Annotated in this window: 15 protein-coding genes and 1 riboswitch; of the genes, 8 read left to right on the top strand and 7 right to left on the bottom strand. The window is 69.3% G+C overall.

All coding sequences use genetic code 11. The features are described from left to right. The first annotated feature begins 131 nt into the window (after positions 1–131). Entirely contained in the window at positions 132–1340 is a 1209-nt protein-coding gene (locus AB0958_RS08925) for an MFS transporter (protein ID WP_366889672.1), read from the top strand. Between the two features lie 76 nt (positions 1341–1416). Beyond that, the gene (locus AB0958_RS08920; RefSeq protein ID WP_366889671.1) at positions 1417–1836 is read left to right on the top strand and encodes a heme-binding protein; all 420 of its coding nucleotides are present in this window, start codon (positions 1417–1419) and stop codon (positions 1834–1836) included. A gap of 7 nt (positions 1837–1843) precedes the next feature. Here AB0958_RS08920 and AB0958_RS08915 read toward each other — a convergent pair whose 3' ends face one another. Continuing rightward, on the bottom strand, positions 1844–2710 hold the full coding sequence (locus AB0958_RS08915) for a GNAT family N-acetyltransferase (RefSeq protein ID WP_366889670.1): 867 nt from the start codon (positions 2708–2710) through the stop codon (positions 1844–1846). Between the two features lie 332 nt (positions 2711–3042). On the opposite strand from AB0958_RS08915, the gene AB0958_RS08910 reads away from it, so the two are divergent. Then, a complete protein-coding gene (locus AB0958_RS08910; protein ID WP_366889669.1) occupies positions 3043–4365 on the top strand; it encodes a globin domain-containing protein in 1323 nt (440 codons plus the stop codon). A gap of 4 nt (positions 4366–4369) precedes the next feature. On the opposite strand, the gene AB0958_RS08905 is transcribed toward AB0958_RS08910, so the two are convergent. The 5 genes from AB0958_RS08905 to AB0958_RS08885 all read right to left on the bottom strand — a co-directional run bounded on the left by AB0958_RS08905 (position 4370) and on the right by AB0958_RS08885 (position 8078). Further along, the gene (locus AB0958_RS08905) at positions 4370–4852 is read right to left on the bottom strand and encodes an NUDIX hydrolase (protein ID WP_360513747.1); all 483 of its coding nucleotides are present in this window, start codon (positions 4850–4852) and stop codon (positions 4370–4372) included. Positions 4853–4939: 87 nt separating this feature from the next. Next, positions 4940–5845 (bottom strand): LysR family transcriptional regulator, encoded by a 906-nt coding sequence (locus AB0958_RS08900; protein WP_366889668.1) that lies wholly within the window; start codon positions 5843–5845, stop codon positions 4940–4942. A 229-nt stretch (positions 5846–6074) separates the two neighbouring features. Continuing rightward, positions 6075–7205 carry a cystathionine gamma-lyase gene (locus AB0958_RS08895; RefSeq protein WP_366889667.1) on the bottom strand — a complete coding sequence of 377 codons (1131 nt, stop codon included), beginning with the start codon at positions 7203–7205 and terminating at the stop codon, positions 6075–6077. Beyond that, positions 7202–7693 (bottom strand): low molecular weight protein-tyrosine-phosphatase, encoded by a 492-nt coding sequence (locus AB0958_RS08890; protein ID WP_366889666.1) that lies wholly within the window; start codon positions 7691–7693, stop codon positions 7202–7204. Before AB0958_RS08890 ends, AB0958_RS08895 begins: the two co-directional genes overlap by 4 nt. 7 nt (positions 7694–7700) lie before the next feature. Next, positions 7701–8078: a phage holin family protein gene (locus AB0958_RS08885; RefSeq protein WP_366889665.1), complete on the bottom strand. Its 378-nt coding sequence runs from the start codon at positions 8076–8078 to the stop codon at positions 7701–7703. A 59-nt stretch (positions 8079–8137) separates the two neighbouring features. On the opposite strand from AB0958_RS08885, the gene AB0958_RS08880 reads away from it, so the two are divergent. The 4 genes from AB0958_RS08880 (at position 8138) to AB0958_RS08865 (ending at position 10368) form a co-directional block, all read left to right on the top strand. Beyond that, positions 8138–8455 (top strand): cupin domain-containing protein, encoded by a 318-nt coding sequence (locus AB0958_RS08880; protein WP_366889664.1) that lies wholly within the window; start codon positions 8138–8140, stop codon positions 8453–8455. Between the two features lie 163 nt (positions 8456–8618). Beyond that, entirely contained in the window at positions 8619–8831 is a 213-nt protein-coding gene (locus AB0958_RS08875; protein ID WP_132888304.1) for a DUF5326 family protein, read from the top strand. Positions 8832–9106: 275 nt separating this feature from the next. After that, entirely contained in the window at positions 9107–9832 is a 726-nt protein-coding gene (locus AB0958_RS08870) for an IclR family transcriptional regulator C-terminal domain-containing protein (protein WP_366889663.1), read from the top strand. A gap of 98 nt (positions 9833–9930) precedes the next feature. Next, positions 9931–10368, top strand: coding sequence for an SsgA family sporulation/cell division regulator (locus AB0958_RS08865; RefSeq protein ID WP_366889662.1), 438 nt, complete (start codon positions 9931–9933; stop codon positions 10366–10368). 105 nt (positions 10369–10473) lie between these two features. Here AB0958_RS08865 and AB0958_RS08860 read toward each other — a convergent pair whose 3' ends face one another. Continuing rightward, complete coding sequence (locus AB0958_RS08860) at positions 10474–11979, bottom strand: YibE/F family protein (protein WP_366889661.1); 1506 nt, start codon at positions 11977–11979, stop codon at positions 10474–10476. A 71-nt stretch (positions 11980–12050) separates the two neighbouring features. Next, positions 12051–12228, top strand: a riboswitch (TPP riboswitch). Between AB0958_RS08860 and thiC the strand changes: the two genes are divergently transcribed. Further along, positions 12221–14041: a phosphomethylpyrimidine synthase ThiC gene (gene thiC, locus AB0958_RS08855; protein WP_366889660.1), complete on the top strand. Its 1821-nt coding sequence runs from the start codon at positions 12221–12223 to the stop codon at positions 14039–14041. Its footprint overlaps the riboswitch before it by 8 nt. The last annotated feature ends 300 nt before the right edge of the window (positions 14042–14341 follow it).

Below are 14341 nucleotides of genomic sequence, written 5' to 3'. Positions count from 1 at the left end.
CTCCGTCCCGGAGCGACTGAAACCAGGATAGAGCAGGTTCGAAATATCCCGCGTTTGCATATAGCCCGCGTCTGCAACTATTGTGGACGCAAGCTAAGCGCCTCTGCAATCGTCTGGGAAGGTTCATCCCCATGCCTCTCGCGCTTCTGGCCCTCGCGATCGGGGCCTTCGGAATCGGCACGACCGAGTTCGTGATCATGGGCTTGTTGCCCGAGGTCGCGGGCGACTTCGGAGTCTCCATCCCCACCGCCGGCCTTCTGGTGACCGGCTACGCGCTCGGTGTGGTGATCGGTGCCCCGCTGATGACCGCCCTCGGCACCAGGCTCCCGCGCAAGCGGATGCTGATGCTGCTGATGGGCCTGTTCATCGTCGGCAACCTGGTGTCCGCGATGGCCCCCGTCTTCGCCGTCATGCTGATCGGCCGTGTGGTCGCCTCCCTTGCCCACGGTGCGTTCTTCGGCATCGGCTCGGTGGTGGCGGCCGAACTGGTCGCGCCGAGCAAGAAGGCAGGGGCCATCGCGATGATGTTCACCGGGCTCACCGTGGCCAACGTGGTCGGGGTACCCCTCGGCACCCTCGTCGGGCAGCACGTCGGCTGGCGCGTCACCTTCGGTATCGTCGCCGCGCTCGGCGTCGTGGGCCTGGCCGGTATCGCCAAGCTGGTGCCCGAGCTGCCCAGGCCGGCCGGCGTGCACCTGCGGCACGAGCTGGCCGCGTTCAAGAACGCCCAGGTCCTGCTCGCCATGGCGATGACCGTTCTCGGCTTCGGCGGGGTCTTCGCGGCCATCACCTACATCGCGCCGATGATGACCCGGGTCACCGGCTTCGCCGACGGCTCCGTCACCTGGCTGCTGGTCCTCTTCGGACTCGGCATGGTGGGCGGCAACCTCGTCGGCGGCAAGTTCGCCGACCGAGCCCTGATGCCCATGCTGTACGTGTCCCTGAGCGCCCTGGCCGCCGTTCTCGCCCTCTTCACGCTCACCGCGCACAACAAGATCGCGGCCGCTGTGACCGTGGCCCTGATCGGTGCCCTGGGCTTCGCCACCGTGCCGCCGCTCCAGAAGCGCGTCCTCGACCAGGCACACGGCGCCCCCACCCTGGCCTCGGCCGTGAACATCGGTGCCTTCAACCTGGGCAATGCCCTGTCCGCCTGGCTCGGCGGCATGGTGATCGCCGCAGGCTACGGCTACACGTCTACCAACTGGGTCGGCGCCGTCCTGGCCGCGGCCGCCCTGGTTCTCGCCTTCCTGTCGGCCGTGCTGGAGCGCCGCGGCAACGCTCCGGCCGCCGTGACCGCTGACGGCAGTCCCGGCCGGCGGCGCGAGCCCGTCCACCACTGACACCCTGAGCCGTACTACGGCACCGCACGCCACCCCGCTCCCTGAACCCCAGCACCCCCGCAGGAGAAAAAGACCCATGAACACCACCAGCGTCGCCCCACTCACCATCCAGGACGCCGAACTGCTGATCGCCGAGGCCCGCCGAGCCGCCGAGGCCGCCGGAGCGACTGTCAGCGTCACCGTTCTGGACGCCGGAGGCCACCTGCTGGCCTTCCGGCGGGACGACCGCGCCGTGCTGATCTCCGGCGAGACCAGCACCCGCAAGGCATACACGGCGCTGCAGCTGAACACCCCCACCGCCGACCTCGTCGACGCCGTCCAGCCCGGTGGTCTCTTCCACACCCTGCCGACAGCGCTGGACCGGCCGCTGCTCTTCATCGCGGGGGGCGTCCCCGTCCAGCGTGACGGCCGGCCTGTCGGGGCGGTCGGCGTCGGCGGCGGCACCCCCGACCAGGACCACGGCTTCGCCGTCACCGCCGTGGCGGCACTGTCCTGACGGCGCCTCAGCCCGCCGCCACCGTCAGCGGCGCGAACCGCCGTGTCCAGTCACCCGGCAGCTCCGCGATGCCGTACGTCATGACGGAGTTCATGGCGACGGAGGTCAGTCCGTGCGCCTTCACCCAGGCCAGCAGTTCCTCGTGCCGCACGTCGATGTCGGTGCGCAGCGGACGGTCGGTGTGCGCGGCGAGCGAGCCGATGAGGGCCTTCGCCGTCGCAGTGTCACGGGCGATCAATGGCCCGACGACATGGGTGTCCAGGTTGGGCCAAGCGGCCGCGTAGCCCACGATCCGGCCGTCGTCCACGGCCACGCGGAGCTGATCCGAGAAGGCGGGCAGGCGGGTGATCAGTGGGGTGCGGTCGCTGCCGAACACCTCCTGGTCCAGCCGGAGAAGGGAACTGAGGTCCTCGGCTGTGGCCGGACGTGTCGCCACCCGGGGTTCGGGGCCGCCCGGGGTGAAGGGGCCGACCACCATCTCCGAGCGTCCCGTGGCCTTGAACCCCAGCTCCTCGTAGAGCGGACGGCCGTACTCGGTGGCGTACAGAGTCAGCGGGGTCGTCCCTGCCATCGAGAGGATGTGCCGCATCAGCCGACGCCCGACACCCTGACGGGAATGCCGTTCGGCGACCAGAACCATGCCGATCGCGCCGAGATCCGGGCGCTCTGCCGGGCCGTACTCCGTGAGGACGCAGGCGGCGACCAGGCCTCCGCCGGGGTCGTCGATGCCGTAGCCCTGTCCGGCCGTGAGGAGGAAGCGCCACTTGTGTTCCTCGCGCGCCCACCCCCGGTCAACGGACAGGTCGGCGCAGGCGGTGAGATCGCGTGGCGTCAGTCGGCGAATGGGCAGAGCGGCGAGGGAAGGAGTTGGCACGCAGGTCAGGCTTGCCGACCCGCACCCTCGGCGTCCACCTGTTTCAAAGGAGACACACGCGCTTTTGGCCATGTCGTCGTCACGAGTGCAGCTCCTGAAGCCAAGGGTTGTTTCACGTGAAACAGCGCAGGACGGATCGCTGCGCGCGGTGTCGCAGGAGAGGCATGGGGTAGTCGTGCTCGGAGTGACGGCGGGTAGTGTCGAGTCCGGTTCACGTCCGAGGCACGGCCTTGCGGTGGGGGCCTTGTCGGCCGAGGGCCCGACCGGGGGGAGCCGGCCGTCAACGGGGGACGCAGGCACTTTCCGAGTGAAGTGCCGAGACCGACCGCGAGATGTTCGAGGCGAGGCACACCATGGACGCTCCGACCACCACGTCGACGGACGACGACGGGGCCGTCGGAGGCGGCTGGTTCACACCACCCCTCAGCAGTCCTGAGGGCGAGCCCTCCGCAGAGCCGTCGGTCGTGGCGCCGGGCGGTTCGGGGGAGACGCTCGGGCACCGTGTCCCGCCGCAGCGCGGCGCACCACCGCGGCAGGAGGCCTCCCCGGACGCGGTCCGCGTGCGCGACACCATGGCGGAGATCCGTCCGATCGCCGACAAGGTCACCTCGTACTTCTACGCGCTGCTCTTCGTCCGCCACCCCGAACTGCGTTCACTCTTCCCGGCCGCCATGGACACCCAGCGGGAGCGGCTGCTGAAGGCCCTGCTCACGGCGGCCGAGCACATCGACAACACGCCCGTCCTTGTCGGGTACCTGCAGAACCTGGGCCGCGGGCACCGCAAGTTCGGCACCCGCGCCGAGTACTACCCGGCTGTCGGCGAGTGCCTCATCGGCGCGCTGAGCAGGTACGCCTCGGGCAGCTGGAGCCCCGAGACGGAAGCGGCCTGGGTGCGGACGTACACGACGATGTCCCAGGTGATGATCGACGCGGCGGCCACGGACGAGCTGCGGGCACCCGCCTGGTGGCACGCGGAGGTCGTCACGCACGAGCCCAGGACCGCGGACGTCGCGGTGCTCACGGTCCGCCCGGAGCAGCCCTACCCGTATCTCGCCGGTCAGTACGCCGCCATGGAGACACCCTGGTGGCCTCGGGTCTGGCGGCACTACTCCTTCGCCTCCGCGCCCCGCTCGGACGGTCTGCTCACCTTCCACGTGAAGGCCGTCCCGGCCGGCTGGGTCTCCAACGCCCTGGTACACCGCGCCCGCCCCGGCGACGTGGTCCGCCTCGGGCCGCCCGGCGGCTCGATGACCGTCGACCACACCAGGGACAACGGCCTGCTCTGCCTGGGTGGCGGCACCGGCATCGCACCGATCAAGGCGCTGGTCGAGGACATCGCCGACCGCGGCGCACGCCGTCCCGTCGAGGTGTATTACGGCGCCCGCACCGATCACGACCTGTACGACCTCGACACCCTGCTCCGACTCCGGCAGAGCCATCCCTGGCTCACGGTGCGCGCGGTCGTCGACCAGCGGGCGCGGATCCAGCTCCCCGACGCCCTCCGCGGGCGCGGCCCGTGGACCGACTACGACGCCTACGTCTCGGGCCCGCCCGGCATGATCCGCAACGGTGTCCATGCGCTGCGGGACGCCGGGGTCCCCGCGCACCGCATACGGCACGACTCGGTCGAGGATCTGGTGGTCGTCGGCTGTTGAGGCGTCACCCGAGGTCGGGGGCGTGCATGGCACGGACACCCTCGATGTTGCCGTCCAGGTAGTGCCGCAGGGACAGCGGTACGAGGTGGACGGAGGCGATCCCGACCCGGGTGAAGGGGACGCGGACGATCTCGTACTCACCCGCGGGTTCGTCGACTTCGGGGCCGTGCCGGCGCTCGGGGTCCATGGACTCCAGGCGGCAGACGAAGAAGTGCTGGACCTTCACGCCGGTCGCGCTGCCGCTGTCGCCTATGTGCTCCACGGTGTCCACGAAGCAGGGCACCACGTCAGTGATCTTGGCGCCGAGTTCCTCGTCCACCTCGCGGTGCAGGGCGTCGACGACGGTGCTGTCCTCCGGCTCGACGCCGCCACCGGGGGTCACCCAGTAGGGATCGACCCCGGGCTTGGTGCGCTTGATCAGGATCAGGTCATCGCCGTCCAGAAGAACGGCACGCGCGGTGCGCTTGACCACGGGTCGGACGGTCATGGGAGAAATGTGGCCCAGCTTGTTCCACGTGAAACATCGTGGGGACCCATCGAGCAGCCGTTCCCCGCGAACGCCGCGGAAACGCGATCAGGCCCAGTCCGCGGCCGCGTGCCGGAGCCATTCGTGCGCCCGTGCCACGTGGGGCATGGCGAGCGTGCCGGTGCGGACCACCAGGAAGTACGTCCGCAGCGGAGGTACCGCGGGATCGTGCAGGGCCATGACCTCACCGCGTTCCAGAGCGGCCGCGCACAGGTACCGGGGCAGCACGGCGAGCCCGGCACCCGCGACCGTACAGGCGAGGACCGCGCGCAGGTCCGGTACGACGACCGTGCCCGAGGCGGCCGGCCGGGCGTCGAACACGGAGCCCCAGTAGCGGGAGACGAAGGGCAGCGACTCATGGACCTCCACGACGGGCAGGTACTCCAGGACGGGCGCACCCTTGTCCCCCACCGTCCCGGCGCCGATCTCGGCGGCCCAGCGCGGAGCGGCGACCAGCACATGCTCCTCGTCGCAGAGCGCGGTGGCGGTGAGCAGGGCGCCGCGCGGCCGAAGAGTGCTGATGACCAGGTCGTGGTGCCCGGCGGACAGCCCCTCCAAGGTCTCCTCGGCGTTTCCGAAGGAGGCTCGCAGCGCGAAGCCCTGGCCGTCGTCACCGGCGAGCTCCGTGAGGGCGGGGAGGGCGCGCTCGGCCGTGAACTCCGGCGGGCCGGCGAGATGCAGGGTGCGTACAGAGAATTCGTCGTCGAGGCCGCGTTCCGCGATCTCCACGAGGGCGTCGAGGTGCGGGGCGGCCTTGTGGGCGAGTTCGTCGCCGATCGTCGTGGGGGTCACCCCGCGGGCCTGGCGCAGGAAGAGCGGACGGCCCAGCTGCCGTTCCAAGGTCCGGATCTGGGAGGTCACGGCCGGCTGTGAGAGGCCGAGCAGAGCGGCGGCGCGGGTGAAGGATCCGGCCCGGTGCACGGTCACGAAGGTGCGCAGCAAGGCCAGATCCATCGCACGCCCTCCCGTTCGCCCCGCCCCTTTTCCGGCCCCTGGGCAGGTCCACAACTATAAATAAGTCGATAGGTCTCTGCCGTTACAGTGATTGGACACTGACGCAGAGTCAACTAGCCTTGGTCACGTGGTTCTTGGCGCGCGAGAACCGGGACGGTCCGAGTCACGAGGGGGGAGGCTCGGACCGTCCGTCATGCGTAGCCGGACCGGTGCGGGCGCCGTCATCCGGTCACCTTGCCGACTCGTCGAGTGCGCGGAGCACATCGGCCACCAGATCCTCGGGGTCCTCGGCCCCGACCGACAGCCGGATGAAGCCTTCCGGTACGTCGTCCCCGCCCCAGCGCCGGCGCCGCTCGGCCGTGGAACGCACCCCTCCGAAGCTCGTCGCGTCGTCGACCAGCCGCAGGGACTCGAGAAAGCGTTCCGCACGCGCGCGCGTGGGCAGCGTGAACGAGATCACCGAGCCGTAGCGGCGCATCTGCTGTGAGGCGATCTTGTGGGCGGGGTCGTCGGCCAGCCCCGGGTGGCGCAGCCCGGTCACCTCGGGACGCCCGCGCAGTGCCTCCGCGAGCAGCAGCGCGGTCGCGTTCTGCCGGTCGACCCGCAACTCGAGGGTGGCGAGTGAGCGGTGCGCCAGCCAGGCTTCCATCGGCCCGGCGATCGCACCGATGATCTTGCGCCAGCGGCGGACGGCGGCCATGGCCTCGGCGTCCCGCCCGACCACGTACCCCAGCAGAACGTCTCCGTGCCCGGTGAGCTGCTTGGTGGCGCTGGCCAGGGAGAAGTCGGCACCCAGCGCCAGCGGCCGCTGGCCGAGCGGGGTGGCGAGGGTGTTGTCGACGGCGACCAGGGCGCCACGCGCGTGTGCCTCCTCGGCGAGCCGTCGGATGTCGCACACGTCGAGGCCCGGGTTGCACGGCGACTCGATCAGCAGCAGCTTCGCGCCGTCCAGGACGTCGAGCTGGGCGTCACCGGCGGTCGGCGCGGTGCGTACCTCGATGCCGTAGGCCTCCAGCTGGGTTCGGACGAGGGGCAGCACCTGGTAGCCGTCGGAGGGCAGTACCACCGCGTCCCCGGCGCGCAGCTGGGAGAACAGCACCGCCGAGACGGCCGCCACGCCGGACGCGAACACCAGGGTCTCGACGTCCTCACCGGGCGCCTCCAACTCGCCGACGGCCCGCTCCAGATGCGTCCAGGTCGGGTTCTCGTCCCGTCCGTACGCGTACGGTCCGCTGACGTCGCCCGGCAGGTGGAAGTACGCGGCGAAGACCGGCCCGGGCAGGGTCGGCTCGTTCTTGACCGGTTCGGGGAGCCCCGCACGCACCGCGCGTGTGCCCTCGCCCATGGTTGCCTCGCTCATACGGCCGTTCCCTCCACTGCGTCGCGTACGGCGGCGAGCAGCCCCTCGCTCGCCCCCTCCACCATCTCAAGGCACTCCTCGAAGCCGTCGAGACCGCCGTAGTACGGATCCGGTACGTCGAGGTCGTCACCGGCGGCGGGGTCGTAGGAGCGCAGCAGCCGCACCTTGCGGGCGTCCTCCTCGGTGGGGGCCAGGCGGCGCAGGGCCTTGAGGTGACCGGCGTCGAGCGCGATCACCAGGTCGAGGCGGGCGAACCAGGCCACCTGGAACTGGCGGGCGGTGTGGTCGCTGTCGTAGCCGTGTTCCGCCAGGACGCGCACGGTGCGCGGGTCGGCGCCGTCGCCCTCGTGCCAGCCGCCGGTTCCGGCGCTGTCGGCCTCGACCCGGTCGTCGAGTCCGGCCTCGGCCAAGCGGGCACGGAAGACGGATTCGGCCATCGGGGAGCGGCAGATGTTGCCCGTGCAGACGAAGCAGACGCGGTAGGCCATGGGGCGCTCAGTCCGAATCGGGAAGGATCATGTTCAGGGCCCAGGACACGATCGAGATGATCAGACCGCCCAGCACGGCCGTCCAGAACCCCGCCACGTGGAAGCTCAGGTCGAGTTTGTCGCACACCCACGACGTGAGCAGCAGCATCAGCGCGTTGACCACCAGGGTGATCAGACCGAGCGTGAGGATGAACAGCGGGAAGGTCAGGATCTTCACGATCGGCTTGACCAGGAAGTTCACCAGACCGAAGACCAGGGCGACGAGGATCAGCGTCCAGACCTTCTTGGCGGTGCTGTCACCGGTCAGAGTGATCTTGTCGAGCAGCCACACGGCGACCGCCAGGGCGCCTGCGTTGGCGATCGTCTTGACTACGAAATTCTTCATGTGTCTGATCGTGACAGACGAGATCGAACACAAGTAGTGAGGCGAGGGCGACGACGGCGATGAAGGCATTCCGGCTGGACGAACTGGAGGCGGAACGCGCCGCCAACGACGGTGCCTACCTGCAGTTCCTGCGCGAGCGGAACATGTCGGTCGGCCTCTACGCCCTGGACGCGGGCGAGCGGGACCCTCAGCAGCCCCACAGCCAGGACGAGGTCTACTTCGTCGTCAGCGGCCGTGCCTCGATCACCGTCGGCCTGGAGACCACGCAGGTCGCGCGGGGCAGCGTGGTGTACGTGCCGGCCGGGGTGGCTCACAAATTCCACCACATCAGCGAGGACCTGAGGGTCCTGGTCGTCTTCTCTCCGCCTGAGGCCTGACCCCGGTCCTCGGGGTTCCCTAGGGGACGGGTCAGGGGAGGACAAGGGATCCGAGGCCCCCGGACGGCCCCTTCGCGGCTCTAGCATCGAGTGCAGGACATCGCATCGTGCGGGACGCACGAGACCTACGTGCCGAGCGCACGAGAAAGCTGAGGACAGGGCAATGCGAGAGATCTTCACGGGTCTGCCGTGGTGGGTGAAGTGGATCGCGGTGCCGGTCATCGCACTGGTGGTGTTCGGCGGCCTGATCGGCGCGATCGTCGGCTTCCTGGCCTATCTGCTCTTCAAGCTGCTGATCTTCGTGGCGCTGGTCGGCGGACTGATCTACATCGTGCGGAAGTTCATGTCGAACTCCTCGTCGAAGAGCGACTGGTGAGGACCGGGGGAATCGGTGGCCGGTAACACGAATCACCGGTTCCCTCGGGCGAGGGAAGTTTCCTCCAACGGGCCGACCGGAAGCGACGACAGACGGTTAGATTCGCTGACCCCCTCGCGCTCCGGGAGCGACTCTTGGCCACGCTTGACGCCGCCTCAGTACCCACGGAACACCGCCCACCCCCCGCCCGACGCAGTTCCACCACACCCCCCGTACAGCGGCCGGCCACCCAGGCCGACCCCGCACAGCCGCATTCGGCCACTCTCATCGGCTCCGTGCAGCGCGCCATGCGTCTGCTGGAATGTGTCGCCGAGCACGAACACGGCGCCCCTGCCAAACAACTGGCCCGTGAGACCGGCCTCGCCCTGCCCACCGCCTACCACCTGCTGCGCACCCTCGTGCACGAGGGATATCTCCGCCGTGACAAGGGCCTGTTCTTCCTCGGCGAGGCCGCCGAGCGGCTGAGCAGCAGCGGAGCGCAGCAGAAACGTCGCAGCGCGGTCGTCGACACCCTCGCCCACTGGCGGGACGCGATCGGCGTGCCGGTCTACTATGCGATGTACCGGGACGGTGAGATCGAGGTCGTGTGCGTCTCCGACTCCCCGGCTGCCCCGGCGGTCGAGGAATGGGCGGACTTCCGCGAGACCGCGCATGCGCACGCCATCGGCCAGTGTCTGCTCTCCCAGTTGGACGAGGCCGCCCGCCGCGACCATCTCGACCGGTACCCCGTGCAGACGCTCACCCCGTACACGGTGCGTGACAGCCACGCCCTGTTGCGCAGGCTCGAGCGCACCCGCCGGATGGACCCGGTGGTCGAGCGCCAGGAGTACACGCTGGGGACGGTGTGCGCCGCCATTCCCATCACCGCGGGGACCACAGCCGCCACCATGGCCATCTCCCTCCCGCTGCACCAGGCCGACCGGCTGCTGCCCGCGGCACGGCAGCTACAGGCCGAGGTCGGACGGCACCTGGGTTCCCTGGCCATCGCTATCAGTATCTGAAAACTCACTCCTTGTGATCTCCCGAGTACTTTCAGCAAGATTTGACCACTATCAAAGGGGTAAACCCGGCCAGTCGGCGTCATATGACGGGGTAGGCGATGCGCGAGTCCGTACAAGCAGAAGTCATGATGAGCTTTCTCGTCTCGGAGGAGCTCTCCTTCCGCATCCCCGTGGAGTTGCGCTACGAGACCTGTGATCCGTATGCCGTGCGGCTCACCTTCCATCTCCCCGGAGACGCTCCGGTGACCTGGGCCTTCGGTCGTGAGCTGCTGATCGACGGGGTGGGCCGGCCGTGTGGCGAGGGTGATGTGCATATCGCGCCCGCCGATGCGGAGGTGCTGGGTGAGGTGCTGATCCGCCTTCAGGTCGGGTGCGACCAGGCGATGTTCCGTTCCTCGGCGCCCCCACTGGTGGCCTTCCTCGACCGTACGGACAAGCTGGTGCCGCTCGGCCAGGAAGGCGCGCTCGCCGATTTCGACGCCCATCTGGACGAAGCCCTGGACCGCATCCTGGCCGAGGAGCAGAGCGCCGGCTGAGACGCCGTGGCCATGGGGGAAGGTCCCTCCACCCGAGCCGGACGAGAACACGCAGGAACGCTTCTGCGTGCTCCTGTGACTTCGTCGGCGCTTCCGGGCACGCCGTCAGTGCTTCCGGCGCCGCCCCCGTCCGCCGCGCGCCGGAGTCCCCACGGCCGCGATCGCCTCCGTGCCCGGCCGGTCGGCCGACACCACCAGGGCCGCCAGCAGCGTGGTGACCGGTACCGAGGCCACCAGGCCGATCGAGCCGACCAGGGTGCGCACGACCTCCTCGGCCACCAGCTCACTGTTGGCGACCGTCGTCACGCTGCTCTGCGCGATGGAGAAGAGGAGCAGCAGCGGCAGCGCCGCGCCCGCATAGGCCAGCACCAGGGTGTTGACGACGGAGGCGATGTGGTCGCGGCCGATGCGGATGCCCGCCCGGTACAGCCCGCGCCAGCCCATCGTCGGGTTGGCCTCGTGCAGTTCCCAGACGGCCGACGTCTGGGTCACCGTCACGTCGTCCAGCACGCCCAGCGAACCGATGATGACGCCGGCCAGCAGCAGACCGCTCATGTCGATCGACGGGTACAGGCCGTGGATCAGCCCGGTGTTGTCGTCGGTGTTGCCGGTGAGCGCCGCCCAGTCGATGAACTCGGAGCCGAGCAGGCCGATCAGGCACAGCGAGACCAGTGTGCCGAGCACCGCCACGGAGGTACGGGCCGACAGGCCATGACACATGTACAGAGCGATCAGCATGATGGCGCTCGACCCGACCACCGCCACCAGCAGCGGATTCGAGCCCTGCAGGATCGCCGGCAGGATGAACAGGGTCAGCACCATGAAGCTGACGGCCAGCGCGACCAACGCCATCACCCCGCGCAGCCGGCCCACCACCACGACGGCGAGCGCGAAGATCCCGGCCAGCAGCGCCATCGGGAACTTCCGGTTCACATCGGTGACCGAGTACTGCAGGTCCTTCGGTGCCGAGGGCTCGTAGGCGACGACGACTTTCTCGCCCTGGTGCAACTGCCGTGACTGGTCGGGCTGCACGATCTCGGTGAAGGTGCGGCCCCTGTCCTTGCCGGTGTCGACCCGGACCGTGGCCTTCTTGCAGGTGCCACCGTCCTCCTGCTTGCCGGTCCCTCCGCCGGTGGTCGAGAGGTCACCGGCCGAACCGCCTCCCGAGGCGTTGACCGACTTGCAGCTGACCGAGACGACCTTGGCGACCGTGGCCGCCTGCGTCTGCCGGTCGAAACCGACACCGGTGCGCTCGTGCGGCGGGGCGCCGCCGGGCCACAGCACGACCAGGCCGACCACCACCGCGGCGGTGAAGGGAATCAGGATCGCCGCGATGACCTTGCGCAGATGCTTCGAGACGGGTGCGGCGGGACCATGGCTGTGCGAGTGGCCGTGCCCGCCACCGGCTCCGCCGTGTCCATGGTCGTGACCGGCACCGGCCGTCCGATCAGGAGCGTGCCCATGAGCGTGCTCCTGGCCGGACCCGTGTCCGTACTCGGCATGTCCGGCACCGGCACCGTGGCCACCCCGGCCCGGTCCGCCGTCCCCTGCCGCGCCGTTGCCGCGCCGTGGGTCGGGAGGCGGATAGGGGGGCTGCTGTGTCGTGGTCACCGCCCGATCATCGCAAGAACGGCAGGGGCCCCCTGTTCACCGCGCCCGAATTGACGCTAGCGTGGAGGCACCTTTGCACACGCGGGAGCTCGGAGCACCGGGCTGAGAGGGCGCTGACCTCCGTATTCGCGATGTTTCACGTGGAACAAGTGAACTTCCACAGGGAACACCGCTCGACGGAAGCCGCTGCGTCGACCGCCGAACCTGTTACCGGGTAATGCCGGCGTAGGGAGTAGGTCTCATGGCCAACAAGGACGCACGCACGCCTGTCTCCAACCAGGACGAACAGCCCTCCAGGGGCGAAACGCCACGCGAGGCCGGGAAGTCCGTGGGCTGGCACAAGGGGTATGTCGAGGGCTCGCGCCCCGACCTGCGAGTGCCGGTCCGTCAAGTGCACCTCACCAACGGGCAGTCGGTCACCCTCTACGACACCTCGGGCCCGTACACCGATCCGCTCGTCGAGACCGACGTCCGCCGGGGACTGCCCCCGTTGCGGGAGAACTGGATCATCGCCCGCGGTGACACCGAGGAGTACGCGGGCCGGCCGGTCCGTCCCGAGGACGACGGGATCAAGCACACCGCACCGCGCGGCGGTCTGCGCAACCTGGACGCGGTCTTCCCGGGACGTCCGCGCCAGCCGCGCCGGGGCCGGGCCGGAGAGGCGGTCACCCAGCTCGCGTACGCGCGCCGCGGCGAGATCTCGCCCGAGATGGAGTACGTGGCCATCCGGGAGAACGTCGCGCCGGAGGTCGTCCGTGCGGAGATCGCGGCGGGGCGGGCTGTGCTGCCGGCCAACGTCAACCACCCGGAGATCGAGCCGATGATCATCGGTAAGCGGTTCCTGGTGAAGGTCAACGCCAACATCGGCAACTCGGCGGTCACCTCCTCCATCGAGGAGGAGGTGGAGAAGATGACCTGGGCGACCCGCTGGGGCGCCGACACGGTCATGGACCTCTCCACCGGCCGCAACATCCACACCACCCGTGAGTGGGTGCTGCGCAACTCCCCCGTCCCCATCGGCACGGTGCCGCTCTACCAGGCCCTGGAGAAGGTGGACGGCCGGGCCGAGGAGCTGACCTGGGAGATCTACAAGGACACGGTCATCGAACAGGCCGAGCAGGGCGTGGACTACATGACCGTCCACGCGGGCGTCCGGCTGCCGTTCGTCCCGCTCACGGCGAATCGCAAGACCGGCATCGTCTCGCGCGGTGGGTCGATCATGGCGGCCTGGTGTCTCGCACACCACAAGGAATCGTTTCTGTACGAGAACTTCGAGGAACTCTGCGAGATCCTCGCCTCCTACGACGTCACGTACTCGCTGGGGGACGGCCTGCGCCCCGGCTCCATCGCGGACGCCAACGACGAGGCACAGTTCGCGGAACTCCGCACGCTCGGGGAACTCAACCGGATCGCCAGGCGTTTCAACGTACAGACCATGATCGAGGGCCCGGGCCACGTCCCGATGCACAAGATCAAGGAGAACATCGACCTTCAGCAGGAGATCTGCGATGAAGCTCCGTTCTATACGCTCGGCCCGCTGACCACGGACGTCGCACCGGCGTACGACCACATCACCTCCGGTATCGGTGCCGCGATGATCGCCTGGTGGGGCACGGCCATGCTCTGCTACGTCACACCCAAGGAGCATCTGGGCCTGCCCAACCGGGACGACGTGAAGACCGGCGTCATCACGTACAAGATCGCGGCTCACGCGGCCGACCTCGCCAAGGGACACCCGGGTGCGCAGGAATGGGACGACGCCCTCTCCGACGCCCGCTTCGAGTTCCGGTGGGAGGACCAGTTCAACCTCGCCCTGGACCCGGTCACGGCCCGCGAGTTCCACGACGAGACCCTCCCGGCGGAGCCGGCGAAGACCGCCCACTTCTGCTCCATGTGCGGTCCGAAATTTTGTTCGATGAAGATCAGTCAGAGCATCACAGAGCGGTTCGGTGGTGCAGCGGCTGTGGGTGCGTCACCGGAGGAGATCGCGGAGGGGATGCTCCAGAAGTCGAAGGAGTTCGCAGCCTCCGGCAACCGGGTCTACCTCCCGCTGGTGGACTGACAGCGGTATGGGACACGGACAGCCGACTTGCCCCAGTACCTCCGAGGTGGCCGAGTCAAGCAGCCGGTGACGGCCTTCATCTGGCGCGAACAGGCTGGTAGTCGGGCCGAGATCGAGGAAGGGATGGCCCAGGGGTCCGAGGAGTTCGCGGCGTCGGGTGACCGGGTGACCGGGTGTCCGGGTGTCCGGGTGTCCGGGTGTCCGGGTGTCCGGGTGTCCGGGTGTCCGGGTGTCCGGGTGTCCGGGTGTCCGGGTGTCCGGCCCGCGCCCCCGGGGGGGGGCGGGGGGGGGGGGATTGGC

Origin of the sequence: Streptomyces sp. NPDC006655 (assembly GCF_040703965.1) — a bacterium.
Taxonomy (GTDB): Bacteria; Actinomycetota; Actinomycetes; order Streptomycetales; family Streptomycetaceae; genus Streptomyces.
This window is presented reverse-complemented; position numbering and strand designations above follow the sequence as displayed.